Source organism: Baia soyae, assembly GCF_004341445.1.
Taxonomy (GTDB): domain Bacteria; phylum Bacillota; class Bacilli; order Thermoactinomycetales; family Thermoactinomycetaceae; genus Baia; species Baia soyae.
Genome location: NZ_SLXV01000001.1, coordinates 20,124 through 45,322 on the forward strand (window position 1 = coordinate 20,124; position 25,199 = coordinate 45,322).

23 protein-coding genes and 1 riboswitch are annotated in these 25,199 nt (G+C 40.5%); of the genes, 19 read left to right on the forward strand and 4 right to left on the reverse strand.

All coding sequences use genetic code 11. The features are described 5' to 3' along the window. Window positions 1-116 precede the first annotated feature (116 nt). From EDD57_RS00090 to EDD57_RS14265, 9 genes are all read left to right on the forward strand, one after another. Window positions 117-1,736, forward strand: a complete 1,620-nt coding sequence (locus EDD57_RS00090) for an esterase/lipase family protein (RefSeq protein WP_131847117.1) — start codon at window positions 117-119, stop codon at window positions 1,734-1,736. 214 nt (window positions 1,737-1,950) lie between these two features. Beyond that, on the forward strand, window positions 1,951-2,646 hold the full coding sequence (locus tag EDD57_RS00095; protein ID WP_341539657.1) for an amino acid ABC transporter permease: 696 nt from the start codon (window positions 1,951-1,953) through the stop codon (window positions 2,644-2,646). Between the two features lie 15 nt (window positions 2,647-2,661). Beyond that, entirely contained in the window at window positions 2,662-3,435 is a 774-nt protein-coding gene (locus tag EDD57_RS00100) for an amino acid ABC transporter ATP-binding protein (protein WP_131847121.1), read from the forward strand. 149 nt (window positions 3,436-3,584) lie between these two features. Then, on the forward strand, window positions 3,585-4,016 hold the full coding sequence (locus EDD57_RS00105; protein ID WP_131847123.1) for a hypothetical protein: 432 nt from the start codon (window positions 3,585-3,587) through the stop codon (window positions 4,014-4,016). A gap of 148 nt (window positions 4,017-4,164) precedes the next feature. Beyond that, window positions 4,165-4,368 (forward strand): helix-turn-helix transcriptional regulator, encoded by a 204-nt coding sequence (locus tag EDD57_RS00110; RefSeq protein WP_131847125.1) that lies wholly within the window; start codon window positions 4,165-4,167, stop codon window positions 4,366-4,368. Further along, window positions 4,365-4,754 carry a hypothetical protein gene (locus EDD57_RS00115; protein ID WP_131847127.1) on the forward strand — a complete coding sequence of 130 codons (390 nt, stop codon included), beginning with the start codon at window positions 4,365-4,367 and terminating at the stop codon, window positions 4,752-4,754. Before EDD57_RS00110 ends, EDD57_RS00115 begins: the two co-directional genes overlap by 4 nt. A gap of 15 nt (window positions 4,755-4,769) precedes the next feature. After that, entirely contained in the window at window positions 4,770-4,916 is a 147-nt protein-coding gene (locus EDD57_RS14260) for a hypothetical protein (RefSeq protein ID WP_165873605.1), read from the forward strand. Further along, a complete protein-coding gene (locus EDD57_RS00120; protein ID WP_131847129.1) occupies window positions 4,909-5,331 on the forward strand; it encodes a hypothetical protein in 423 nt (140 codons plus the stop codon). Before EDD57_RS14260 ends, EDD57_RS00120 begins: the two co-directional genes overlap by 8 nt. A 67-nt stretch (window positions 5,332-5,398) precedes the next feature. Next, the gene (locus tag EDD57_RS14265) at window positions 5,399-5,551 is read left to right on the forward strand and encodes a hypothetical protein (protein WP_165873606.1); all 153 of its coding nucleotides are present in this window, start codon (window positions 5,399-5,401) and stop codon (window positions 5,549-5,551) included. A gap of 285 nt (window positions 5,552-5,836) precedes the next feature. On the opposite strand, the gene EDD57_RS00125 is transcribed toward EDD57_RS14265, so the two are convergent. Continuing rightward, the gene (locus EDD57_RS00125; RefSeq protein WP_165873607.1) at window positions 5,837-7,195 is read right to left on the reverse strand and encodes a helix-turn-helix transcriptional regulator; all 1,359 of its coding nucleotides are present in this window, start codon (window positions 7,193-7,195) and stop codon (window positions 5,837-5,839) included. A 240-nt stretch (window positions 7,196-7,435) separates the two neighbouring features. Here EDD57_RS00125 and EDD57_RS00130 point away from each other — a divergent pair, with 240 nt between their 5' ends. The 4 genes from EDD57_RS00130 to EDD57_RS00145 all read left to right on the forward strand — a co-directional run bounded on the left by EDD57_RS00130 (window position 7,436) and on the right by EDD57_RS00145 (window position 11,445). Then, on the forward strand, window positions 7,436-7,768 hold the full coding sequence (locus EDD57_RS00130) for a hypothetical protein (RefSeq protein ID WP_131847133.1): 333 nt from the start codon (window positions 7,436-7,438) through the stop codon (window positions 7,766-7,768). A 182-nt stretch (window positions 7,769-7,950) separates the two neighbouring features. Further along, window positions 7,951-8,901: an NAD-dependent epimerase/dehydratase family protein gene (locus tag EDD57_RS00135; protein ID WP_131847135.1), complete on the forward strand. Its 951-nt coding sequence runs from the start codon at window positions 7,951-7,953 to the stop codon at window positions 8,899-8,901. 140 nt (window positions 8,902-9,041) lie between these two features. After that, entirely contained in the window at window positions 9,042-10,715 is a 1,674-nt protein-coding gene (locus EDD57_RS00140; protein ID WP_165873608.1) for an NUDIX domain-containing protein, read from the forward strand. Window positions 10,716-10,917: 202 nt separating this feature from the next. Next, window positions 10,918-11,445, forward strand: coding sequence for a hypothetical protein (locus EDD57_RS00145; protein ID WP_165873609.1), 528 nt, complete (start codon window positions 10,918-10,920; stop codon window positions 11,443-11,445). 23 nt (window positions 11,446-11,468) lie between these two features. Here EDD57_RS00145 and tyrS read toward each other — a convergent pair whose 3' ends face one another. Continuing rightward, window positions 11,469-12,713, reverse strand: coding sequence for a tyrosine--tRNA ligase (gene tyrS / locus EDD57_RS00150; protein WP_243649388.1), 1,245 nt, complete (start codon window positions 12,711-12,713; stop codon window positions 11,469-11,471). A 95-nt stretch (window positions 12,714-12,808) separates the two neighbouring features. Here tyrS and EDD57_RS00155 point away from each other — a divergent pair, with 95 nt between their 5' ends. The 5 genes from EDD57_RS00155 to EDD57_RS00175 all read left to right on the forward strand — a co-directional run bounded on the left by EDD57_RS00155 (window position 12,809) and on the right by EDD57_RS00175 (window position 21,094). Continuing rightward, window positions 12,809-13,456: a hypothetical protein gene (locus EDD57_RS00155; protein WP_131847143.1), complete on the forward strand. Its 648-nt coding sequence runs from the start codon at window positions 12,809-12,811 to the stop codon at window positions 13,454-13,456. A gap of 124 nt (window positions 13,457-13,580) precedes the next feature. After that, complete coding sequence (gene ribD, locus EDD57_RS00160) at window positions 13,581-14,036, forward strand: bifunctional diaminohydroxyphosphoribosylaminopyrimidine deaminase/5-amino-6-(5-phosphoribosylamino)uracil reductase RibD (RefSeq protein ID WP_131847145.1); 456 nt, start codon at window positions 13,581-13,583, stop codon at window positions 14,034-14,036. 612 nt (window positions 14,037-14,648) lie between these two features. After that, a complete protein-coding gene (locus EDD57_RS00165) occupies window positions 14,649-17,873 on the forward strand; it encodes a lantibiotic dehydratase (RefSeq protein ID WP_131847146.1) in 3,225 nt (1,074 codons plus the stop codon). A 1-nt stretch (window position 17,874) separates the two neighbouring features. Beyond that, entirely contained in the window at window positions 17,875-19,728 is a 1,854-nt protein-coding gene (locus EDD57_RS00170; protein WP_131847147.1) for an ABC transporter ATP-binding protein, read from the forward strand. 19 nt (window positions 19,729-19,747) lie between these two features. Next, on the forward strand, window positions 19,748-21,094 hold the full coding sequence (locus EDD57_RS00175) for a lanthionine synthetase C family protein (protein ID WP_131847148.1): 1,347 nt from the start codon (window positions 19,748-19,750) through the stop codon (window positions 21,092-21,094). A gap of 47 nt (window positions 21,095-21,141) precedes the next feature. Here the strand turns inward: EDD57_RS00175 and EDD57_RS00180 are convergent, their stop codons facing one another. Further along, window positions 21,142-21,963 carry a YqhG family protein gene (locus EDD57_RS00180; protein WP_165873610.1) on the reverse strand — a complete coding sequence of 274 codons (822 nt, stop codon included), beginning with the start codon at window positions 21,961-21,963 and terminating at the stop codon, window positions 21,142-21,144. Continuing rightward, window positions 21,944-23,668 carry a DEAD/DEAH box helicase gene (locus EDD57_RS00185; RefSeq protein WP_131847152.1) on the reverse strand — a complete coding sequence of 575 codons (1,725 nt, stop codon included), beginning with the start codon at window positions 23,666-23,668 and terminating at the stop codon, window positions 21,944-21,946. The genes EDD57_RS00180 and EDD57_RS00185 overlap by 20 nt, the downstream gene beginning before the upstream one ends. Before the next feature lie 164 nt (window positions 23,669-23,832). After that, window positions 23,833-23,938: riboswitch (glycine riboswitch) on the forward strand. Between the two features lie 153 nt (window positions 23,939-24,091). Between EDD57_RS00185 and gcvT the strand changes: the two genes are divergently transcribed. Next, window positions 24,092-25,186, forward strand: a complete 1,095-nt coding sequence (gene gcvT, locus EDD57_RS00190; protein ID WP_131847154.1) for a glycine cleavage system aminomethyltransferase GcvT — start codon at window positions 24,092-24,094, stop codon at window positions 25,184-25,186. The last annotated feature ends 13 nt before the right edge of the window (window positions 25,187-25,199 follow it).

Here is a 25,199-nt window from a genome sequence, read left to right on the forward strand (position 1 = left end):
GGAATGCCGGCATTTTTATCTCTAATGAAAAATAGCTACTAGCCAACCCAGTTTATTCACGTTATGATATTACATAAAAATCTTAGATCAATTCAACCAGAAAGGATTATTCTATCATGTCTAAATTCTCTAGATTACTTATTTCATTTCTTCTTTTTATAGGTACCTTTTTTCCGATTTTTCAGGTACGAGCTGAAGATCGTGTTACATTACCTACTCCTAAAGAAATTGCAGGTTTTCAACTAACAGAGACGCCTGGAACATGGCAACTCGGAGCTGTACCTCCGAATGTAGATTTGAACAAGCCACCTGTTGTATTCGTTCAAGGTAGAAGTAGGCATGCTCAAGACTGGTGGGGCAAGACAGAATATCATGGCATCAACGACATGTATGAGATGGCATATAATGCTGGATATCGAACGGTTTTTGTTCACTTGCACGATTCTGCAGGCAAAGGTACAGCTAGCCCTTATGATAACGGTCAATTGATAGCTAAGTCTTTAAAAGAGATTTCTCAGCATTATGGACAAAAAGTAAATATCGTGGCACATAGTAAAGGTGGGATCGATGCCCAAGCTGCACTTGTTCACTATAATGCGTATCCATATGTGGGTAAAATAGTAACTTTAGGCTCTCCAAACTATGGGTCGCATTTAGCAGACATGGCGTATAGTTGGTATGCTAGTTGGTTAACCAAATTAGTTGGAGAGCAAGATGCTGGAGCTTACTCGCTGCAAACAGGAGAAATGGAGAAGTTTCGTAGGCAAACCGATTATCACCCAAACGTGATGAAAAATGAATACTATACTACAGCAGGAACGAGCTGGGGGCCTTCTGCGACAGCGCTTTGGTTAGCGGGATTTACCTTATCTAGTTATGGAGAAAATGATGGGCTTGTTAATACATCAAGTACATACCTACCATATGGAAACCATTTATTTACCATCCCTGCTGACCACGATAGCATCCGCAAGGGCTCTGTTTCATTTAAGTTGATGGAACCTGTTTTGCGTAATGCTACTCCTATGAAACCACCGAAAATGGCATTCTTCAGTCAAGCAAAACCTGCTCCATCAACTCAAGTAGCTGATCAGTCTCTAGCGGGTGGGGCATTGTTAGCAAATCAACCGGTCGAGAAATCAATTTCGATTGATGCAAAAGAGGCGTCTGTTCAAGTAATGACAAAATCACCTGATGTGAAAGTGACTTTACAATCTCCTTCCGGTAAAACATACGATAAAAATAGCAGTAATTATGTTCTGACTAAAGGTGATGAGATTTTTGGTGATGTGACAGATCAAAGCTTTCAATTAAAAGATGCCGAACCGGGTAATTGGAAAGTTCGAATCCAAAGTCCAAGTAAAGATGCCTATTTCCTTGTTACAACATATAAAGGTTCACAAGGCCTTGCGTTAGATCTTCCTAGTCAGACAAGTACGAAAGAATCCTCGTTGAAGGTAAAAATAGACCAACAGAAGGATTATAATCTTGGATCGATTAATGTAGATGTGAAACTAATGGATTCAGAGGGGAAAGAAGTCAAGCAGCAACCCCACGAAGTAGGCTTACATTCGAGAAAGAAGAGAGATCTTGATTCATTAGATGAATACACAGTACCAGTAGCTACTAATGTAAAGCCAGGTCTATATAATCTCACGGTTCAAGTAAATGGTAAAAAGAAATCAGGAAAATCCTTTGAGCGGACTCTTGTTAAATCTGTTTATATAGGGAAATAATAAATGTATATACGTTTGAAAAAATGGTCATGATCATATTTGACATCACTACCATTTCAAGCTAGGGTGCGTAGTTCGACCCTAGCTCTTTTATTATCACCTCGTTACATCTTTCCAATTTCGCTTTTTTAATCCTTTTCTTTTTAAATAAAATCCGATAAACTTACTATGAATAATTCGTTTGTTTCTTACTTGATCTATAGGAGTCTTCATGATGAATCTTTTATCTACTATTCAATGGGAGCAATTATTTGACTGGCAACTTGCCAAAGAAGCCGCTCCCTATATCTTAAAAAATGGTCTTTGGAATACGATGTGGATTAGTGTGGTCACGATGACATTGGGGCTACTAGTGGCATTAGTTGTTGCGATCGCTCGTATGTCACCGTATCGATTACTTCGCTATCCCGCTAGAGTCTACATCTCGATTATTCGTGGTACACCGTTACTAGTCCAATTATTTATCTTATACTTTGGTCTACCTGTGATTGGAATTACCTTGGAGCCGATTACTGTGGCGATTATTGGACTAACAGCTTCGGTAGGTGGATATGCTTCGGAGACGATTCGTGGTGCGATTCTCTCAATACCTCGTGGACAATGGGAGGCAGCGACGTCATTAAATATGAGTTATCGACAGACGATGCGCCGAGTCATTCTCCCGCAAGCAACTCGGGTCGCGTTGCCTTCCTTGATGAACAGTTTTCTAAGCCTTGTAAAAGATACATCTCTCTTGACGGTCATTACAGTACCAGAGATGCTTTACTATGCGAAGATTGTAGGAGGTAGGTCATACGATTACATGACCGTTTACCTAATCGTAGCTCTTTATTACTGGGTTATTTGTACGGTTTTGAACGCCCTGCAAGAGAGGTTAGAAAAACATTATAATCGCTTTACAAACACATAGGTGGAGGTGAATTCGTTGATTGAAATAAAGAATCTACGCAAAAGTTTTGGTAAATTAGATGTGCTACATGATATTGATCTAACAGTGGAGCAAGGAGAGGTAATCGCCATTATAGGACCGAGTGGGTCTGGTAAATCCACCTTCCTACGTTGTTTAAATAGTTTAGAAACCCCAACTGCTGGTTCAATAAAAATAGGGGCTCATACATTAAAATTTAATGATAAAAAACCAAAAGAAAGAGAAATTCGATCTCTTCGTTCCCAAACGGCAATGGTTTTCCAAAGCTTTAACTTATTCCCACACCTTACTGCATTAGAAAATGTGATGGAAGGACTTGTTACAGTACAGAGGATAAGCAGGGAAACCGCTTCTACTCAAGCGAAAGGGTTGCTTGAAAAAGTAGGTCTAGCTCAAAAGCAAGATGCGTTTCCTATTCAGCTATCGGGTGGACAACAGCAAAGGGTTGCTATAGCGAGAGCACTGGCTATGAATCCGTCTGTTCTTCTGCTAGATGAACCTACTTCTGCACTTGACCCGGAGTTAGTAGGGGGTGTGCTCGCTATTATCCGTGAGCTATCGAAAGATAAGACTCAAACCATGATGATCGTGACGCATGAGATGAATTTTGCCCGAGAGGTGGCCGATCGAGTGATTTTTATGGATGAGGGGAAAATCATCGAGATGGGAACATCAGATGAGGTGTTTGGGCACCCTACTCATGCAAGAACGAAGCAATTTTTAGATCAACTATATGTAGGAATCGAAAAGAACTTAGGGTGGGGACTCTAGTTCTTTTTTCTTTTTCAGACAAGTGTAAAGTCTACTCTGTATCTTATGTGTAAATTTTATATAAAAATAAAATTTTTTATTACTAGACTTAATTTTATAAAAATTATACAATTAAAATGTTGTTAATAAACGAAAAATGGGGAATGAATATGAAGAAATCGATCCGATTAGCAGGGTTGGTTGTAGCAGGTGTGGCGGCTCTTGTTTTCTCTTTTGCGGGGACAAGCTTTGCAAAAGATTCAGTAGCTAGTACCACGGTTGCTCAAGAACAAACAAGTAAACCAGAAGATTACAAATATGTAGGATCTGATTGGCTGAACACCAAAGACCTATTTGTTAAAGAAGGAGAAGTATATCTCCGCCTAGCGCCTGAAGGAGCTATGGATGCTCCAGGTCCTTTGCTTTTGCCTAAGCATCTCGGAGAGAAATATCTCAAGAATCCAAAAGCTTTTTCTGGCTGGATTGTACATAGATATGTGAAGTATCTACAATTCCCAAATCTACAAGAGCTACGTTTTGACTTCCATGATTCGAAGAATCGTTTTCAAGGAACAGCAAGTCAGCCATATTGGCTACCGTAGGTTGTTGAGGGACGAATAAATGAGATGATAAGAAGAGCTGGGGTGAGAGCCTTGGTTCTTTTTTTGTGTGTAGAAAAGGGATTGATGTAAAGTTTCTTTTACATTACAATAGCATCAATGTAAAAGAAACTTTACAAAGGTGGGGCTATTGAAAAACTATCTAAAAGAGAAGCGCCGCGTATTTGATCTTTCACAAGAACAACTAGCTGATAAAGTTCAGGTTTCAAGACAAACCATTATCTCGATTGAAAAGGGAGTGTACAATCCCTCTTTGAAATTGGCCTTTATGCTTGCAAAGTTATTTCAGTGTAGGATCGAGGATTTATTTATATTTGAGGAGGAAGAAGAGTGAGTAAAAGTAGTTGGTTCTTTTTAAAGCTTTTGATGGCTTTAGGAAGGAACTTTCCTAATATATTTATTGGTATGACTATAATAGGCGGGATTTTTCAGTGGGTGTATTATGGTTCTTTTCCTAATATGTTTGTTGTAGGGGCTGTTCTTTTATTGTATAAGTTTTCGAAGCTAGATTTGGATTTGAATGATGAGAGAACACAATTAATCAGGCAAAAAAGCGCTTTGATCGGATATGCTTCGGCACTAGTTCTTTTTTGTACGCTTTATGTGATTGTTGCTTTATATCCATCTTTAGATGTGAAAAATGCATTACTAATTGCTGCATCCATAGTGACTGCCACTTTTCCTTTGTCTATTTTTGTTTATAGTAGATTTATTTATTAAGAAGGGCGATAAATGATGATTAATCATGATGTTGTAAGTGGAGTGAGCACATATTTTCAAAATCTCTCCGAAGATGTATTTCCTGACGATCTAAAAAATCGTGCTACGGTTGTTCTAAGTGGATCTGCGGGGTGGGGGATTGCGGAGGGATTATTTGAATGAGAAAGCAGATTGGGATCTTCATATCTTGTTAGGAAATGAGGATTACCAATCGTTTATTAACCAATATGAAGTAGATTATGTTATTGATGACCATGAGAATAAGCCAATTGTCTTCGGTCAAATCCATGATCATGATTGGCTTCTAGAAAGATTGGAAGGAAATCATCCCGGAAGTTGGCCATTGTATCTATGGATCTATACGAATTGTGCTTTTATCCAAGACCCTCTAGGTATTTCTTCGTTGATTGCAGAGTATCAACTGAAATTTGAACAGGAGCTAGAACAGTTACGGAAAGATCATTTTGTTCTTTTTTCCGTTCGCCGCTTAGATACTAGCTCGTCTGCAAAACGAGGAATTGTCACCGCAACAGGTATCAAAAGTAGCACTCCAGGCCTTTTCTCTCATTCATGCTAAACCCTATGCTTATAATAAGTGGTTAGCCAAACATGCTGAACATCTGTGTCCAGAAGGAGTCAAGTTAGTGGAGCTTTGTAATAGTTGCCTAATGGAGACGAGATTAGAGAGTTTGGTTGGTCTCGCAAAAGAATTACGTGACATGATGGAAGTGGAAATGAAGAAGGTAACAGGGGACCAACGCTGGATTACTCACTGGTGGGAGTTCAATAGAAATTAATGGAGCTAGAGTGAAGATCTCTAGCTCGTTTGGGTGTGCTATTTCAGTGATTGAAAAGCATTCATCAGCTCATTAAATGACTGAAACCTATTCTTACGTTCTTTCTGTAGGCAGGTTAAAAGAATTTGTTCTAATTCGGGAAATGGCTTTGCTTCTGCCTGTTTAAACGATCGTACTCAACCATTTCTTACTGCAAGTAGGTACCCCTGTTTTAGCATAAATCATATGAATGAATGTACATTTTATACATCATCGTCGTCATCGCCCATCCATGATAATGGGAAGTTACGCTTCACAAATGATCACCTCACTTCGGATATGGAGCTCTTTTTGAAGGCGATACATTTTATCCAGACAATCATGCTTCTGTTTCACATCGCCTAGTTTATCAAAACAATCCGTTAATTTCCACAAGGACGTATATGCCCTCTGCTTGTAACCATATTTTTCAGCTATTATTGCTGATTCCTGGTAGTAGACGAGGGCTTCAGAAAATTGATTTTGGAAGAAATGGACGTTACCTCTTACGATGAGTGTCTTAGATAGCCGGTAAGGGTCTGGATTTTCCTTCTCGATCTGAATGGCTTTTTCTAGGTGATAAAGGGATTGCTCCCAATCTTTTGTAGAATTAAACAAGACACCTAAGTAGGTATGGATATCCACATGTCTTCGAGGCGATCGAAAGCTTGCATCTGAGCCAAGTGCCAACTGGAAGCGATCAAATGCTTTAGTTAACTCTTTTTGTTGTAGATAAATACTACCAGAAATGATAAGAAAATCAAGATAGTGACCGATCCTACCATCTGACCGATTCCGAGTGATTTGCATTCCTTGTTTGCAACACTGATGGGCTTCTTCATACATTTTTGAGTCCCTCAATACCATGGCTCTGTGTTTATAAAGATTGATTAAAGCTGTGCCGTCAAATCTACTATCTAGACTTTCTACTTCGGCCCAAACTTGGTCGAGTAATCGGGATGCTTGTTCCTGCTGAGAGGATTTTAGAAGATACATAACCTTATTTCCGGAGAGGATATACTTGATTTCTTTCTTTTCTTTTGTTTCATCATAGCTATCCAGTCCTAAATCTACATACACTAAGGCTTGGTTAAGATCGTTTGTTTCATAGCTACATCGAGCTAACTCTTTGTAGCATATAGCAATAATATTATCTGAAGGATTGTGTTTGTACTTATTCATACATAATTCAAGGGCATGAAGATATTTTTTCTCTGCTCTCTTATAGTCATGTTCTTCATAGCAAATACGACCTTGAATAGAAAGGTAATAAGGTGTTAAAGGAAAGTACTCATCGAATTGAAATCGTTCTAATAGCTCGGTAGCAGTAGATGGGTCACCCCGATTTATAATGTGCTCGATTGCTTCTAGCTGATCATAATATTCCATCACTTCGGCCTTTGATTCTAGAGATTGTGCGACTACTTGGTCCTCGGTTATTTCCAATTTCTCCAGATAGATTTCAATGGTTCGGGAACTAATCTTTCCTTTACCACTTTCGATATTACTAATGGTAGATCTCGAGATTAGGTGATCCTCTAGGTCTCCCATGCTTTTTCCTAATTCTTTGATTCTTCTTCGTCTCAACACATATCGGATGGTATCATCCTCTAGCTGAAAAATCATGTGCACCCACCTTTCATTGCTCTTGTTACCAACATATATAAACATACAGAAAAAATCAAATCGTTTATTTGTTTTGGTAAACAAAACGTGATTTTTACTAGAAAATGAGAGGCGGTAGGCTGGAAATGTTGGTATATGTATTCAGTTGTGCAAAGTGTAAGTTGCACAGTAGATCTATAGAATTCTAACTTCGAATTCCTATATAATTCAATTAATAAAACTGAGAGCGAGGTGATTCCTTTGTTAAAACTTCGATTAGAAGGCCCGAATAATCAAATTCAATCCTTTATGTATGAGTTGGAGCACAATTCAAGTATAGAACTACATGAGTCGGAGGAAAATTGCGAGATCAAGAATGGAGAGGTTGTCTCTTACTCCCAATGTGCTATCAACCATACTCCCCGGAGTAGAGTTGAAATCATCGAGATGGAAACAGTTGATGGCTTGGTAATTCGTCTGCCACTTCTAGACGTGATCAGGGTGAAAATTACGGATGAGATGCAGATCGTAAGTGGTAAGAGCTATGATATCTTTGCAGACAACAAAAAAGGCCACTGCACATGGCCTAAGTGAAAATCTGTTGTTACTCTATTATACTACAATGAAGAAGCGAATGGTGAAAATCTAGGTCGGGTAGGGGTCTGAAATAACGGCCCCTCTTAGATTAGAATCGTTTGTAGAGAAATATCTTAAATTTCCGTGTTGTAATCCCAATCGTTTAGACTATTTTCTACTAGATAAGGTGGAATAGCCAAATGAAAATTCTAGTCGTTGGTGGAGCTGGTTTTATAGGATCACATGTTGTAGATCTCTATATAGACAATGGACATGAAGTACACGTTGTCGATGATCTATCTACAGGAAAGAAAGGTAATATTCATCCAAGAGCAAAGTTTCATCATCTGGATATTTATAACGATCAAGAAGCGTTAACGCATCTGATTCAATCAGAAAAATTTGAAATCATAAACCATCATGCAGCTCAAAAGTCAGTTCCTGCTTCTATGGAAAATCCCATTATAGATGCACAAATTAATATCATGGGAACCTTAAATCTCCTAGAAAGCGCTGTTGAGCATGGTGTAAAGAAATTCATTTTTGCCTCTTCTGGAGGAACTCTTGCTGGTGATATAAGTAAAATTCCTACTAGTGAAGTAGATACTCCCGTATTGGTATCCCCTTATGCGATTAGTAAGTATACATTGGAGAAATATCTAGATTTCTACTATCAGCATCACGGCTTGAACTATACTGTATTACGATACGCAAATGTGTATGGACCTCGCCAAGTTCCAGACGGTGAGTGTGGAGTGGTTTCTATCTTTTTAGAAAATTTTATGCAAGGTAAACCATCCAAAATTTATACGTTTCCACATATGCCTAGTGGTGCAACTCGCGATTACATTTTCGTAAAGGAAGTAGCACGTGTAAACTTATTGGTATTAGACGATGGAGATAACCAAGTCTTTAACATTGGAACAGGGGTAGAAACATCAACAGAGTCTGTCTATCAGATCCTACAGGATGGTTTAAAATGTTATGTTCCATGTATCAAGGAGCCAAAGAGAAAAGGTGATCTAGAAAGAGTCTCTCTGAATTGTGACCAAGCATTTAAACAACTAGGCTGGCGCTATCAAACCTCTTTACAACAAGGATTAATGGAAACGATTTATTCTGTGTTAGAGAGGAAGATAGAATGCAAATAAAAAAGGCGATTATTCCGAACATGCTTTCTCTCGCGACTCAAGCTCAATCGAAAGAATGCTTCCAATCGTGGACAAGCTAGCCATTCAGTATATCGTAGATAATATGTGACAGATTTATCTATAGAAATTGGGGTGAAATGATGGAAACGAATCAACAGAGCGCTGGAATGATTGTATTTTCTATAATAAACTCTACATTTCTCTTAGTTCAGCACAAAGAAGGGCACTGGGGTTTTCCGAAGGGAGGTATCGAGGATGGTGAAACAGAATTAGAGGCGGCATGGAGGGAGTTACAGGAAGAAACGCAAATAGCCTGTAATGGTATTTTAAATCCAAATAAATATCGATTCGTTGAGAAATACGAATTTCTATCAACCAAAGGTGAGCGGATCAAGAAGGATACTATCTATTACGTGGCTTTTACATGCGATACTCAAATTACATTGAATCATAATGAATTAGTAGATGCAAAATGGATGACATTAGATGAGATTGAATCACTCTCTGTGTTCTATTCACGAAATCTTCTGCCGCCACTATATGAAATTGTTCATTCAGAGATCGTTATCAAATTAGATAGCTCTTTAAAGCAAGTAAAATTCCCCATCTCATCAACATCAATCCAAGGTTCTAAGCATGCTTTTTCAAGGATTGCTCCCTTATTTTTTTTGTTCGACTCTTTAGAGGTTATAAATACTCCCGGTACTATCGATACCATTGCGATTCGACAGTTACTCACCTACTCAAAACAGCAAAAAGGATCACCAATCTCAATTCCGAGGTCGATTACGGATCTCTCACGTTCAATAATCAATTGCATTCCCGCTCTTCTTGCTTTGCATCCAATCATTACCTTCCATAATCCACAAGGCTGTCAAATTGGAAATCGGAAAATCGATCTCTACTTAGAGGTGATGAGAGAATTTGGTGCTAGATGGGTAACGCATCCAGATGGAATGGTGGAAGTGAATGCCTGTACTTTACATCCTACATCGATATATCTACCTTTTCCGTCTTTTACAGGGACGTCCACTGCCTTGATTCTTGCTAGTATAGCTAAAGGACAAACTAGAATCCAAAATGCCTCTATAGAGCCTGAGATTCTTGAGATGGTAGAAGTACTCCAAAACTTAGGTGTAGACATCACTTTTCAATCTGAGCGAAATTTGATTGTACAAAACTCAGGAGTTACTACGCCTGTTAGGTGGAAACTATCAGAAGATCGTAATGTATTAATCACTCGAGCGTTGCTTGCGCTTATAACCGGGAATGAGTTTGTACACACATCCCAACGTTCTCTATACCTTGCTCCCTTTATAGATATCTTAGAACGTATGAACATCCCATTTTCTTATACACCTCATACTTTGCACATCCCACCGACATCGTTACAGAGATTACACCCAATTAATATTGTCTGCGGCCATTCACCTCGAGCGTGTTCTGACTGGCATCCCTTGATTGCCCCACTTCTCTGTAAAATTAATGGGGAATCATCTATAAAAGATCGAGTTTTTGAAGACCGCTATCGATACATCGAACAAATTCAACACGTCAATCCTAGATTCTCATACCGAACAGATAATGACCAATTGTGGATACAAGGGAATGAGAAGCAATCCAAAGTGGCTACAGATGCGCAGAGCTTGGATCTCCGAAGCGCCGCGGCTAATATTATTGCCTTAGTGGGCGAGAATAGCCAGACCAGAGTTTGGGGTATTCAGCAACTTCTCCGTGGTTATGAAAATATTTTAGCTGATTTAGAAAGTGTGGGAATTAATTATGTTACATTTGAACTTTCCGATTCAGAATGAAAAAGAAATGTTAAAAGAGGAAGTTACTGGATTTTTACCCCCTCTATTACATGCGAGTGTGTTTATTGGCGGATCATATTTTTTTCCTACCCGGAGAGCTGTATGCTTTCGGAATGGAGCCAGTGATTTAGATATTTTAGTCATATGTAAACGAAATAAACAGAACCAAAAAATACTTGAGGAAATTTGTAATAAAGAGATCGTGGAACAATATATGAATGGTTACTATGATATTGTAAATGTCACACATCAATATGGTTCAGGGCGTAATGCCCTTCACGTCAAGTTTATGACAGTAGAGTTATATGAAAAGATCACCTTGATGCAAGAAATTCAATTTCGTAGTTATAGGCAGTCATCACTGAGCATGAAAACATTAGTCTCCTTTACCCACAGCCGAAATGTTCCGCCTCTTGAGCTCTCATATCATGAAACTGAAAATCCATGGGGGCATACCCTTCACTATGATTTTACACCTATACAAAACCATCGCTTGTTTCTATCAGATATTCATTCTATGGTGCTGTTTAGTGAATGTATTAAAGATCAAGTCGAAGTCCTTCCCATGAGAAAGAAGATGATTGATAACATACAAACATTCACAAAAGGTTGCGATAGTGAAAAAGATGTACTCCACATGTTCGGGTATTTTTATAATAAAAATTTGATGAATCATGAGGTAGAGAAGGTTTTACTCAAATTATTTTGGAACAAGCAAAAAAGAGAGTAGCTTATTCACTACCCTCTTTTTGCTCAAATAGTAATATGAAAATACTTATGCTTTCCAACGCGAACCATTCCAGATTCTATAACTGAATCGTCAATTGATAGAATTTGTTCTTTTTCACCGATGGCTCGTACACCTTGTTGTTGAAACATTCTTCTTAATTCACTTTTGCTGGAAAAGCTCTTGCTATCAAACAAAACTTCAAAGTAGGTTGTTCCTTTGAAGGTAGGGAGTTGAATGCAATCATTTACGGTGACTTCACGTTTAGAATACTTGCGCTCAAAATGCTCTCGTTCTTTTAATCCACCGTCAAGATGTTTTGTTTCTAAAGCAACGAGATAGGTTCCCAATTGCTTTTTTGCCTCGAGTGGGTGACTAGATATGAACGTCTGCAACTCTTCGATCTCTTTCTCATGGACATCAGCAAAGCTAAGGAAATACTCCATGATTAAGTGATCTGGAATGGACATAATCTTGCCGAATTTATCTTCTACTGTAGAGCGGACGGCGATGTAGTTTTCGAAGCTTTTACTCATTTTACGTCCATCTCCAGCAGTTCCTTCTAAGATAGGAGTCGTCAGGATTACCTCTTCCTTCATGCCATAAATCTCCATTACTTTACGGCATTGTTGGAAGTTGAGAAGTTGATCGATACCACCTAGCTCGATATCGGATTTCAGATTAACAGAATCTAGTGCCATTAATACACCGTAGCAAACTTCGGCAAGAGAAACCCCTTGGTGATTTTCAAGTCGTTTGCGGAAATCGTTTCGTTGGGTAGCCTCAGCTAGATTCATTTGTTGAAAAATAGCAAAGATATCAGGCAACGTAGTAGAACTCAACCACGTTGAGTTGTAGTGAACCTGCATTTTATCAACATCAATATATGTACTTACTTGATCAGTGTAGGTTTTAGTATTCTCTGTGATGTCTTCAGTACTTAAAGGTTTACGGCTCGTTTCTCGACCGGATGGATCTCCAATCCGAGCAGTGAAGTCGCCGATAATGAAATCAATGTGATGGCCGGCTCTTGCAAATTGATTAAGCAAAAGAAGGGGGACAATATGCCCTAAATGAATTTCTGCACCTGTTGGGTCAATCCCTAACTTTACTCGCAATTTTCTACCCTCTGAAAGTAACTCTAGGAGTCGATCCTGAGTTAGAATCTCTTGGCATTTGGTACGAACAAAAGATACAAGCTCCTTAGGAGCAATCCCAACCCATGATTCTTGACTTCTTTTAAAGAAATGTTGATCGTATCGCTTTTCCATCAAACATTCACCTCCAAGATGACTAGTTACATTTGTCCTGATAACAGTTTACTTGTTATGAAAGTGGAAAATCAACTTACCAAAGGAGGATTTTTTTGAATAGTATTCAAATTCTGATGGAGAAAGGGTTTATTCTAAAAGTAATCGGTGATTTGAGAGAACCTTTAAATCCGGCTCTTGTTGTCTGGGCTCGTCATCAACCAAAACAGCTTTTCCGTTGCCATGTGGCCCTATCTAGAGCTATAACGTCTAACCCTCTCCAAGTTTATGTAGACGACGTTTGTGCCGCTTTAGTAACAAGGAGAAGTATTTATGATCAAGCCCAAATAAATAAACACTATCAGGAATTTTTTTCATCATTAGGCTGTCATGTTGTTTTTAGTAGCGATCTATTTAATGAAAGATATGATAACCAGCTATTTTCTGCGCTAATGTTATTGGGGAGAACTGTGCCATTTAATGAGTTTAGTCATTGTTTGCCCGAAAAAAAGAGGAGACAGTTGCATGACCTTCATTTTGGGGAAGTTATGCATGCCTTATGTGAGTTGTTGTTATTTGAACATGTCAAGGAACAAGCAAATGTCCTATTGATTGGACAATTTAGTCAAGCAATTATCGCAATGCATAGGAATATTTCTAAGAAGCCATTATCAGGGATTGTCTTTCAAAAGTTTATTCAAGAGCAATGCATCGAGGATTATCTAGAGGGACTGGAAGAGGCTATGAAGACCCATACTCCTTAAGTCTATAAAATTATAGATATAATACATAGATGCAGGATATGTATAATGTATTTGTTAAATGACAAAAGTTATTATTTTCAAATGGATTAAATCTGCATCATCGTTGGGAAAGGATTGAAAACTCATGACCGACCTAGAATATATGCTCATTGCAATAGAGGAGGGACGGAAAGCCCAAGGGAAGACGGGGACGAATCCGCCTGTAGGGGCTATCGTGGTGAAGGATGGCGAGATTGTCGGACGAGGACACACTTCCCATTTGGGCGGACCGCATGCGGAGGTAAATGCGTTAGCGGATGCAGGGGAGAAGGCGGTGGGCGCGACGGTGTATTGTACATTGGAACCTTGTGCTCACTATGGAAGGACAGGCCCTTGTTGTGTGGCTTTGACGGATGCAGGGGTGACACGTGTGGTAATTGGGATTGGTGATCCATATGAGCAGGTAAATGGAAAAGGGATGGATCATCTACGGGATCACGGAGTTGAGGTGAGTCTCGGTTACTGTGAAGACTTGATTCGGGAGGATTTAAAGGACTTCCTGGATCGAGTAAAGAGAGAGAAGAGTAACGGTGGAAAGTGAAAAATGCGAATGAGTATATTACCTACTCATTCGCATTTTCTTTGTAATTAAAATACACACTATAGAAAAATAATAGTTGGAAATGTAAAAATGCAACTTTGTGAAGTGTGAATTTGTCTGGATTCGCTTTACTATAGAAAAGTACTTGAAAGGGAGGTGAAATCAATGTCTAACAATAAATTTGACTTAGATTTACAATTAAGTTCAATTGATACAGGTAATAAAGGTCCACTGGTTACGCAACAAAGAACTTGTGGGTCCGACTGTGGAGCGTCAGGACGATGTGCTAGAACAAACGATTGTTCTTCGGATTGCCCGCCGCCAACACCACATACACAAGGTTTTGGGTGCACCATGTTCTTCTGTGGAGGAGCTGGGAAGACCGCTAAAGTTTGCTAATAGATGAATAATGTTTGGCAATGGAATCGGATTATCCGGTTCCATTGCTATATTATAGGATGGAAATAATTAGGTTATATAAAATCGTGTTTTGATTCAAATTTCCGTTGGTAAAAAAATCCTGTTCTATATCACTTTTATTTTGATAATGTATAATAATTATAGATTGTTTAATTATTATTTTATATATAAGAGATTTTCTTGGAGGTTCGTATGTCTTTGCAAACAGTAGAAAAAGTAGAAAATAAATCGAAAGAGTCATCTCGTTTATATAAACCACTTGATTTTTATATGTTACGAATTCCTGCTCTTCCTTTCGAATTATATTTACATTCATTAGAGAGTTCGTCAACAGAGTGGGAGAGCATGCGGGGAGAGGTTTTATCGAAATTAGTTGCATTATCGCAAAATAAAATCATAAGAGAAGTGGTAGCTGTTGCTAGCCCCTCCCTCCTTCATTCCCTCACGAATCTGACGAATGACGCTCAGCCCCGCAAGCAAGATCAGGCGATAAAAGGGTTTTTACGCTATTTTTTACGGATGACAACGAGATCGACTCCATATGGTTTGTGCTCGGGTGTTACAACGGGTTCTTTTGGAGAAGAGTCCCGGATTGAGATTGATGCTTTATCCACTTATCAGAAACATTCCCGGCCGGATATGGAGTGGTTACTAAAGGTAATACAATCGTTTGAAATGAACATTGAGATCGTAAAACAACTTCAAGTGCAAGTAAATGATGCTACCTATGTAAATAGAGCTAGGGCGAAGTTGCCTTATCAAACGCTTTATGGACAAGAAGATAGAAAGATGGAGATGGCCTCCATTCGATATACAGAAGTTGTAGAGCGTGTTTTCCAACTGGCAAAACAACCAATCCGATTTCAAATGTTGACGGATCAATTGGTGAAGGATTATCCAGAAGCGAGTGAGGAGCAAATCACTCCATTTTTATGGCAACTTTTTCAGCAGGAGTTCCTCATTAGTGAGTTGCGCCCGCCTTTTATGGTGGAGTCACCGTTCGCTTATGTGTTAGAAAAATTATCTGCCGTTCAGGGGATGGAAGTGCAAAAAAAGCAGCTTCAGGAGTTATCGATCGAGCTACGCGAATATGATCAGCTTCCAATTGGAGAGGGAGAAGAGAAGTATTTACGTCTAACCACCCAGATGAAAGAAATAGCAGAAGTGAAAACACCCTTACAAGTAGATTTAGCTGTACGTAAAAAAGAGGTGACTCTTTCTAGCTCTATCCAAGAGGAAGTGGCGAGGGTGGCTGAAACTTTATGGCGCCTATCTCCCGATCAATCTACTAATCCTCATCTAGAATCGTATCGTAGCGATTTTCAGGAGAGGTATGGCTACTATCAAGAAGTTCCATTGCTTGAATTACTGGATGAAGATCAAGGTTTGGGTGCACCCCCTACTTACCAATATCCGCCTAGCCACCGGCCGTATATTCCCCAGCCATTTTCGTTTTCGATGAAGAGAGAATCTTTGTTGCATCAATGGATGCTCGAATCTTGGGCCACAGGGGATATTGAGATTGAATTGACGGAAGCAAAAATAAAACAATTAGAGCCGGAAAACCAAAGAGAAGAACAAGCGCCGCCATCGATGGAGCTATATTTTACGGTGGCTACTGCCTCTATAGAAGCGATGGATCAAGGTGACTTCCAATTAGTGATTTCACCTAATTCAGGGTCGGATGGAGCTGGGAAATCATTTGGCCGTTTTCTAGATCTATTTGATTCGGAATTAGAAGAGAAGTGGAAGGATATCCATCGCTTGGAGCAAGAGAAGGAGCCAGATGCTGTTTTCGCTGAGTTAGTCTATCTATCTACTTCGGGGAGATCGGGTAATGTTTCGCTGTCAAAGAATATGCGCCCTTATGAGATTGCATTGGGGACCAATTCTTCGAAAGAGTCTTCTCAAACGATCGCTCTATCTGACTTAGTTGTCGGTTGTACTCATGATGGATTTTATGTGAAATCCAAGTCTTTAGAAAAACAAGTCATTCCATGTACGGGGCATATGCTGAATCACGCAGGCTCTCCTAATGTGTATCGATTTTTAAAAGAGATATCCGTAGAGGGTACGAGAAGGTGGATGTCCTTTAAGTGGGGCTCATTGGAACGAGCTGCTTTCCTGCCTCGTTTGCGAATAGGAAAAGCGATCATAAGCCCCGCTAGATGGCTATTAAATGATACAATGCTCGATTCGAAGTTAGAATCAAAGGCTTGGTTTCATGCGCTACAGGCATGGCGGGAAAAGTGGAGAGTGCCTCGCTTTATCTACTTAACGGTGGAAGATAACCGGATCTTGTTAGATTTAACTAATCCTCTTCATGCAGAAGAGTTACGTCGTGATTTCAGTAAGCTACCTGCTGGTGGACAGCTTGTTATGACGGAGATGGGATATGATCCCTCAGACGTATGGGTGGAAGGGGAAGATGGTCACTTTGTGATGGAGTGTGTGTTCCCTTTAATCAAAAACGAAAAAGCGATTAAAGAAGAGCGAGGGACTCGGAGAGAGCAAGTAGCGGGTCGGATTACTCAACTGAAGGATAAGCCTTTGATCGATCTTCATGAACGGTCGAGCTTACCCGGTAGCAACTGGCTTTTTTTGAAATTATATGGATTGGGTAGTCGGCAAGAGGAATTTATTGGCGGTTATCTGAAGAATTTTGTGCAACAAGTTCAGGAATCAGGATGGTCGGATTACTCTTACTTTATGAGGTACGGTGATCCTGAAACCCATATTCGTTTGCGCTTGCATGGAGACCCGAAAGAGCTTGTTTCTAGAGGGATTCCTGAAGTATATGAATGGGCTGAGTCTCTTCGAGGAGAGGGGCTTTTAACACGTCTGGTAATCGATACATATGACCCAGAGGTTGAACGATACGGTGGCCTTGAATGGATGAATGAAGCGGAGCAAGTTTTTGCGGCGGATAGTATCGTCGTTTCGGAATGGATTGGTTGGAAGCGTTGGGGTCAAATGCAGATGAGTGAGGAGATGCTGGGAGTTATTAGTGTCGTTGATTTCCTAGAGAGTTTCGGCCTCTCATTTGAAGAGCAACTTACATGGTTAGATCGTCGTGTAAACCCAAAGCTGTATTTACAAGATTTCCGTAAAGATCGGAAAGAATATCTCCGTTTGGCGAATAGCATGAACGATTGGGATGGCTTGAGGCAGGATAAAGAGGGTCAGCGGATTCTACCATTGCTAAATTTGCGCAGAGAGTACGTGCAACGATATGCGGCCAGTCTGAAGCAAGCGGAGAAGCAAGGGAGTTTATACAATCAATTCCATAAAATTATTGCGAGTGTGATTCATTTGCATTTAAATCGCTTTATTGGATTGGACGGAGCAAAAGAAGATAAGGTGATGATACTAGCTAGGCATACGCTACGAAATTTGCGTCACTTCAGGGGGGAGTAAGGTGAAAAAAGAAGATGCAGAGCTAGAAGATATTTCTCTCTCCAATATCCTTCGCTCCATTCAATACTGGCCTAGGGTTTTTAGGATTCTGTGGGAAACCCATAAAGCGTACCTTCTCATCATCGCGGTTATAAATATATTGCAAGGATTAACCCCTGTTGTGGCTTTATTAACGACAACCCAGCTGATTAATAGTGTCGCGAAGTCACATCAACAAGGGACGTTTGAAGCGATTGGTTGGGCGTTTGCCATCTATGTCGTTTTAGGATTGTTTTCCCAGTGTTTAGCGTTGGTTGAAAATTATTTAAATCCGCTATTTGAAAGGCTATTAACCAATCGCATTAATATCTTGATTATGGAAAAGTCCATTCAGCTATCCTTATCTGCGTTTGAAGACTCCGATATACAGGATCAACTCCAACGAGCTAGACAAGAGACAAGTTATCGACCTTATCAAATCTTTAGTAGCATCTTTACTTTAGGGACGAGCTTTATTACGCTCTTTTCAACCGTAGCGCTGATTGTTGCTTGGAATGCGTGGGTTGCAGTTCTATTAATATTGATTCCGGTGTCTTCGTTTGTTTCTTTCTTGCGCTTGGGCAAGGAGGAGTTCATCTTGAACTATAAGCGAGCACCGAGGCAAAGAGAGGCTTGGTACTTGGGTTTCTTGTTAACGAAGGATAGCACATTTAAAGAAGTAAAGTTGTTTCAGTTAGGAACCTATTTGAAAGCTAGATATGAAGAGCTATTTCAAGGATTTTATAAAGAGGATAAAAGACTCATTCGGAAACGATCGCTTACTTCTGTTTCCTTTGAAATTTTTTACCAAATGGTGATTGGGGCTATTATTTTACTTATTTTATGGACGGCGTATGTTGGACAATTACTAGTCGGAAATGTAGTAGGAATGATTCAGGCGACTAACTTGACTCATGGTACTTCACAAGGAATTGTTCAAGGGATTTTGTCTTTATGCCAACATAATTTATATATGAAAAACTTATTTGCTTACCTCGATCTGGAGCAGAAAAGTGTTGCTTCACTCCCACCATCGTCAGCGGAGTTTGATGTTTCTGGGATTGAATCGATTGAATTTCGGAATGTCACATTCCAGTATCCGGGTAGGGGTGTACCTGCTTTGCGAGATATTAGCTTTACGCTGAGACGTGGTGAAACCATTGCCATTGTCGGGAAAAATGGTTCGGGGAAAACGACTTTATTAAAATGTATCACGCAACTCTATGATGATTTTCAAGGGGATATCTTGATTAATGGCATCTCAATCCGAACGATAAACATAGAAGAATTACGTAAGAAGATCGGCGTTGTGTTCCAAGACTTTGTTCATTATGAAATGGATGTGCGCCATAATATCGGGTTTGGCGATATTGATTCGATCAATCAAGATGATGAGTTGTTACAGGCGGCAAGTCAAGCGGGGATCCAAGAGATGGTAGAAGAGTTGCCACAAAAACTAGAAACGAGACTCGGATTATGGTTTGAGGAGGGTCATCAGTTATCTGGAGGACAGTGGCAACGGATTGCGATTGCCAGAGCTTTTATGAGGAAAGCAGACCTATATATATTGGACGAGCCTAGTTCTTATCTGGATCCAGAAGCAGAGAAGGATGTATTTGATAAATTTTACAATCTAGTAAAAGGAAAGCTAGGCATATTTATTACGCATCGTTATTCGTCTGTGAGCTTTGCAGACAAAATCATTGTGATGGATCAAGGGCGAATAGTGGAACAAGGGAGTCATCGGGAACTAATGAAAGAAGATGGGATTTACGCGGGTTTATATCATTTGCAAGCTTCTTCCTTTGTAATGAATGAAGATGAAAACGATGCATGATGGGAAGCGGAGATGAATCATGACGAAGACGATCTATATAGAGCAAAATGAGAAATTAGAAGAGATTCTGATAGAACTAGCTGATCTCCTAAAAGATCCCGAAAAAGTGATTCAAACCGTAAATGCGAAGGGAAATGAAATTGATTTAGGGAGTGGAAAGCATTTTTCGTGGGAAGATGGGAGTTTAGCGGACGGATATCCGAGTATCTGTCTACTTATGGGTGAGATGGATCGTTTTTTCCCTAGTGATACCTGGGATGAGCATGGATATCAGCATCTTCGGGCCTTACAAGAGTCGGTTCAAAAGACTGGTTTTCATTCTCTCTCGCTTTGGGGCGGGGTTATCAGTATGGCCATGGCGGCTCGATCCCTGTCTCAAGGTGGGCAAAGATATCAGCATCTATTGGAGCAATTGCATCAATATTATCTGCAGTGCTATCCAGCGATGCTCGAACAATCCATTCACAATCTACAAGACAACGTTCGTATGCAGGAATTTGATGTGATTCAAGGCTGGACTGGAATTGGCAGATACTTATTATTACAAAAAGAACATGCAGGGTTGCGAAAATCATTAGAAGAAATCCTACATTACTTAGTTCTTTTGAGTCAGTATAAAGAGGTTAACGGGCAGATAGTCCCTGGATGGCATGTGCCACAGAAGAATCAATTCTTAGAAAAAGAAAAGCAAGAATACCCAAACGGTAACTTTAATAGTGGCTTGGCCCACGGCATTCCCGGACCACTAGCTCTATTAGCGCTCGCATCTCTACATGGAGTGGAAGTACCTGGACAGAAGGAAGCGATCCGTCGTATTACGGACTGGTTATTACAATGGAAGCTGATGGATGATTATGGACCCTTTTGGACGTACCGAATTAGCTTAGAGGGTCACCAAGCAGGGATGGTAGATAAAGTACAACACCGTGAAGCGTGGTGCTACGGTTCTCCAGGCGTGGCTCGATCTATCTACTTAGCAGGAAGGGCTTTAGAGAATGAAGACTACAAACAGGTTGCAATCGAGTCTTACCTAGCTACGTTTAAACGTCCACAGGAAATATGGGGAATCGATTCACCCACTTTTTGTCATGGTTTACTAGGATTACTACAATTAACGCATCGCATGTATGTTGATACTGGAGTAGAGGATTTGAAAGAACATCGAGATCGTCTAATCGATCAGATGATCAGCATGTACGACAAAGACGCTCCTCTTCGTTTTTACGATATCATTCCGATGAATGAAGGTAAGATGAACCATACCAATGCTGGACTCTTAGGCGGTGTAGCAGGGATTGCGCTTGTATTCATTAGTTTGATTCATGATTATGACCCTGATTGGGATAGTGTGTTTCTCATTTGTTGAGATTTATTTTCACACCTGATATTAACAACCAATATCAGGTGTTTTTCTTATTGATATCGAAACACCTTATCCCGATAAAAGAGACCCGCATTAATCAACCGCGTCTCCACCCTCGGGTGATACTGCCAAACAAGCTCTCTCCGGCGATCTTGCTTCGATTTAATCTGCTCCTCACTTAAACTCGCATCATCCGGGAAATAAAGATCCAGTTGTGCAAGCTCTTGCTGGAGTCGTTCTTCTGCCTCCATCGCCCATGTAAGTTCTCCATTTTGCAGTCGATCCTGCAAATAATACTCCAACTCCCCCACAGCCTCTGAAATCGACATATTCGCTTCTTCTGTATAACGTTTCGCGGGTATTCGGCTAAGCCAGTTGGTGTTCTTGATTTGATCATCAAACTGTTCCTGAATGGCCCCTGTTTGCAGATCAATCCCTAAGGACCAGATCTCGTCCCGTTTGCGATCACAGACGAAAGAAACGAAGAAATTGATTACTAACCATGGAGAGTACGGCTTGGTTTGGCGACTTACCATGCCAAAGACGCCTGTGTCTTGGTATACTCTCACAAATTTACCATGCTTTTGGGCTGAATCGAGAAGTTGGGTAAATCTGGGGCAACCATAAAAGACATACTCCCCTTTTAGGTCAGCTGGAGGGTTCTCTGCATCAAAGATAAAGCATTGATGGCTTGGGTTTGGTTGCAATCCCATGCGTTCTACGTACATCCAGTACATCGGACGATTTAGCAAATCTTTGTCTGCTTCGATCGATAGGTGAGTATAGATATGTGAGGGGGCAGATTCGATCACCTGACACTGTTGATATTGAAGATATCGTTCAGTAAAAGATCTAACTTGTTGTTGATCCATAGAATCGTTCATCCTGTTCTTGTTTGGTACGAACCACTTCATCTTTTTTCTGATGAAATTGATTCGAAAGAGTGTGAAGGCGGTTGCGAATTTGATGTGGATCTTCGGAAGTAAGGGCGATTTTCATCAAGCTTTGTTCCAGTGATTCTTCGGATTCCAGTTTTTCAAGGATGGTTTCGAGTTCACCGATGACACTTTCAAATAGCTGGATTTTCTCGTGTAGGAGCCAGATAATCTGTTCCTCAATCGTTCCTGAAGTAGAGAAGTTATAGATGTTTACATCTTTCTTTTGCCCAAGTCGATGAACGCGTCCGATTCGCTGTTCGACTCGCATCGGGTTCCACGGCATATCGAAGTTGATAATGTGGCTACAAAATTGTAGATTAATTCCTTCCCCGCCTGCTTCTGTGGCCACCATCACTTGTGCCCGCTTTTGGAACAGCTCCATCATCCAGTCTTTTTTGTTTCGATTAAATCCGCCACGATACGGAACAGCAGAAATGCCTTGTTGTTGTAAGGCGCGAATAAGCATTTCTTGGGTGGCCCGATATTCTGTAAAAACGATGACTTTATCCGGGATTTGCTGAATAATATGTACTGCTTCCTCTACTTTAGAAGAAGTTTTCACCTTGCGAAGTAATTCTACAAGATGCGCCACTTCAGGGGAAATCTCTTCGTTTCCTTCTTCGCCCCGCTTAAATAGTTTAAAGAGGGTATGGAAGACGGCATCACGACTACTACAAACCTCTTTTTGTAAGACAAGGAGGGAGAGCATACTTTTGAGATCGCCTGCTCCATTCTGGAACCTAGACCGGACAAATTCGGTCACGCCTTCATACAAATCACGCTCTTCTGGAGTTAGATTGATTGGGATCGTATGAACGATGCGTTTTGTTAGATTTAGATCCCCGTCTCGTCTCCGATTTCGAATTAGGACACGGCTGATTTCATCCCGTAATTGTTCTTCATTCTTGGCCTTTCGCTTACTTTCTACGAAATCACTATTAAACTGTGATTCTCGTCCTAGTTGCCCTGGTTTTAATAGGGTTACGAGATTAAATAACTCTTCCATCTCATTTTGTACAGGAGTAGCGGTAAGTAACAAACAAAACTTTTTCTTCACTTCGTTAATAAACTGCCAGTTTTTTGTCCGTCGATTTTTTAATTTATGAGCTTCATCTACAATCAAGAGATCATATTCACTATTTAATACAAATTCACGGTGTGGTTCCCTTTTCGCTGTATCCATCGAGGCGACGATGATGTCGTACTTATCCCACATCCATGCTTTCTTCTGTGCCACTGCTGGAATCTGGAATTTTTGATTTAACTCTCTTGTCCATTGTAAGACTAGAGAAGAGGGCACTAAAATTAAGGCCTTTTTTACGAGTCCACGAATGATATATTCTTTTAAAATGAGTCCTGCTTCGATGGTTTTACCTAGTCCCACTTCATCTGCTAGAATCGCGCGCCCTCTCATCTCATGGATCACTTGCCGAGTGACGTCGATTTGATGGCGAAGAGGTTCGAATCCATAGATTTGCTGCAAGCTAAGGATACTGTCAAAGGCAGGGACCACCTGCGCTTGGGCTGCTTCTAAGGCTAATTGAAAACGTTCCCAATTAGACCACCCGGTATCTTGTTCAATGTTTTTTTCCATCTGGGAAAGCCAACTTCGATCGTAATGGATCGGTAGAGAAAACATAGAATCATTCCGCCTTTCATATACATATTATCCAATTTTTAGTATGCATAAGAAACCTCATTTCATACGTTCATCGTATGTGCCGGATATTGGGACAAAAATGTATCGAAATGTATAGGGAGATGTGGCACAATATACGTGACAGATACATATTGTTCGGGCGAATGAAGGTGAGAGGAGAGACTGTTGATCGATTTGATCGACGGCGCCGAAGGAGCAAACTTCTGATAAAGAAGTGAATCTCTCAGGCAAAAGGAGGCTTGCTGGACGCCACTCTGGAGAGTGCTTGTGATGCTTTGGTCATGATCACGAGCCACCCAAGGGGCAACTTGAATGGTGCATTCAGGTGAACTCTCAGGTTCCATGACAGAGACTGTGCGACAAAGAACAGGGCTCTGTCTATTTTATTTGGAGGTGCTGGTCATGGAGCAATTAAAGCGTACTGCGCTATTTGACGCGTACAAGGATCAAGCGAAATTGGTCCCATTTGGCGGCTGGGAAATGCCTGTTCAATTTTCGAGCATCAAAGAAGAGCATGAGGCGGTTCGTACTCGTGCTGGATTATTTGATGTCTCGCATATGGGAGAAGTGGAAGTATCAGGCCCAGATGCCCTCGCTTTAGTTCAGAAGCTTACGACAAATGATGCATCTAAGATTGCCATCGGGCAGGCTCAGTATACGTTAATGTGTTATCCAGATGGCGGTACCGTAGATGATTTATTGGTTTATCGCACAGGCGAACAGAAGTATCTCCTCGTGATTAATGCAGGAAATATCGATAAAGATGTGGATTGGATTCAACAGCATACGACAGGGGATGTAACGGTTACACATATTTCAGATCAGGTTGCGCAAATTGCGATACAAGGACCGCTTGCGGAAACGATTCTGCAACGCCTTACAGAAGAAGATCTGAGTAGTCTGCGTCCATTTACGTTTCTAAATGATGTCATGATTGGCGGAGTTCCGATTCTTATCTCTCGTTCTGGTTACACAGGTGAAGATGGATTTGAGCTCTATTTTGAAAGCAAACAGGCTCCTGCTATATGGAACCTACTCCTCGAAACAGGGAAAGAGGACGGTCTCTTGCCTTGTGGACTTGGAGCTAGGGATACGTTGCGCTTTGAAGCAAAGTTACCTCTTTATGGACAAGAGCTTTCGGCTACCATCTCTCCGATCGAAGCGGGAATGGGCTTTGCGGTAAAAGTGGATAAAGGGGACTATATTGGTCGTGATGCTCTCGCTTTGCAAAAAGAGCAAGGAGCGCCTCGGAAATTGGTTGGACTGGAAATGATCGATCGTGGAATCCCGCGTACTCATTATCCTGTCTATCAAGGCGGAGAGTTGATTGGTGAAGTAACTACCGGAACGCAATCTCCTACATTAAAATTGAATATTGGCTTAGCGCTCATTAAAAGTGAATTTGCTGTTTTAGGGGAAGAAGTAGAGGTTGAAATTCGTGGGAAGCGTGTGCGTGCGAAAATTGTAAAAGCGCCTTTCTACAAACGAGCAAAATAGCATCTACGGATTG

Coding starts and splice junctions, on each gene's coding strand:
- EDD57_RS00140 (WP_165873608.1), top strand. CDS start 9,042: ATGGAAACGAATCAACAGAGCGCTGGAATGATTGTATTTTCTATAATA.
- EDD57_RS00180 (WP_165873610.1), bottom strand. CDS start 21,963: ATGGATCAACAACAAGTTAGATCTTTTACTGAACGATATCTTCAATAT.
- tyrS (WP_243649388.1), bottom strand. CDS start 12,713: ATGGAAAAGCGATACGATCAACATTTCTTTAAAAGAAGTCAAGAATCA.
- EDD57_RS00165 (WP_131847146.1), top strand. CDS start 14,649: ATGTCTTTGCAAACAGTAGAAAAAGTAGAAAATAAATCGAAAGAGTCA.
- gcvT (WP_131847154.1), top strand. CDS start 24,092: ATGGAGCAATTAAAGCGTACTGCGCTATTTGACGCGTACAAGGATCAA.
- EDD57_RS00095 (WP_341539657.1), top strand. CDS start 1,951: ATGAATCTTTTATCTACTATTCAATGGGAGCAATTATTTGACTGGCAA.
- EDD57_RS00185 (WP_131847152.1), bottom strand. CDS start 23,668: ATGTTTTCTCTACCGATCCATTACGATCGAAGTTGGCTTTCCCAGATG.
- ribD (WP_131847145.1), top strand. CDS start 13,581: ATGACCGACCTAGAATATATGCTCATTGCAATAGAGGAGGGACGGAAA.
- EDD57_RS00105 (WP_131847123.1), top strand. CDS start 3,585: ATGAAGAAATCGATCCGATTAGCAGGGTTGGTTGTAGCAGGTGTGGCG.
- EDD57_RS00125 (WP_165873607.1), bottom strand. CDS start 7,195: ATGATTTTTCAGCTAGAGGATGATACCATCCGATATGTGTTGAGACGA.
- EDD57_RS00135 (WP_131847135.1), top strand. CDS start 7,951: ATGAAAATTCTAGTCGTTGGTGGAGCTGGTTTTATAGGATCACATGTT.
- EDD57_RS00175 (WP_131847148.1), top strand. CDS start 19,748: ATGACGAAGACGATCTATATAGAGCAAAATGAGAAATTAGAAGAGATT.
- EDD57_RS00090 (WP_131847117.1), top strand. CDS start 117: ATGTCTAAATTCTCTAGATTACTTATTTCATTTCTTCTTTTTATAGGT.
- EDD57_RS14260 (WP_165873605.1), top strand. CDS start 4,770: ATGATTAATCATGATGTTGTAAGTGGAGTGAGCACATATTTTCAAAAT.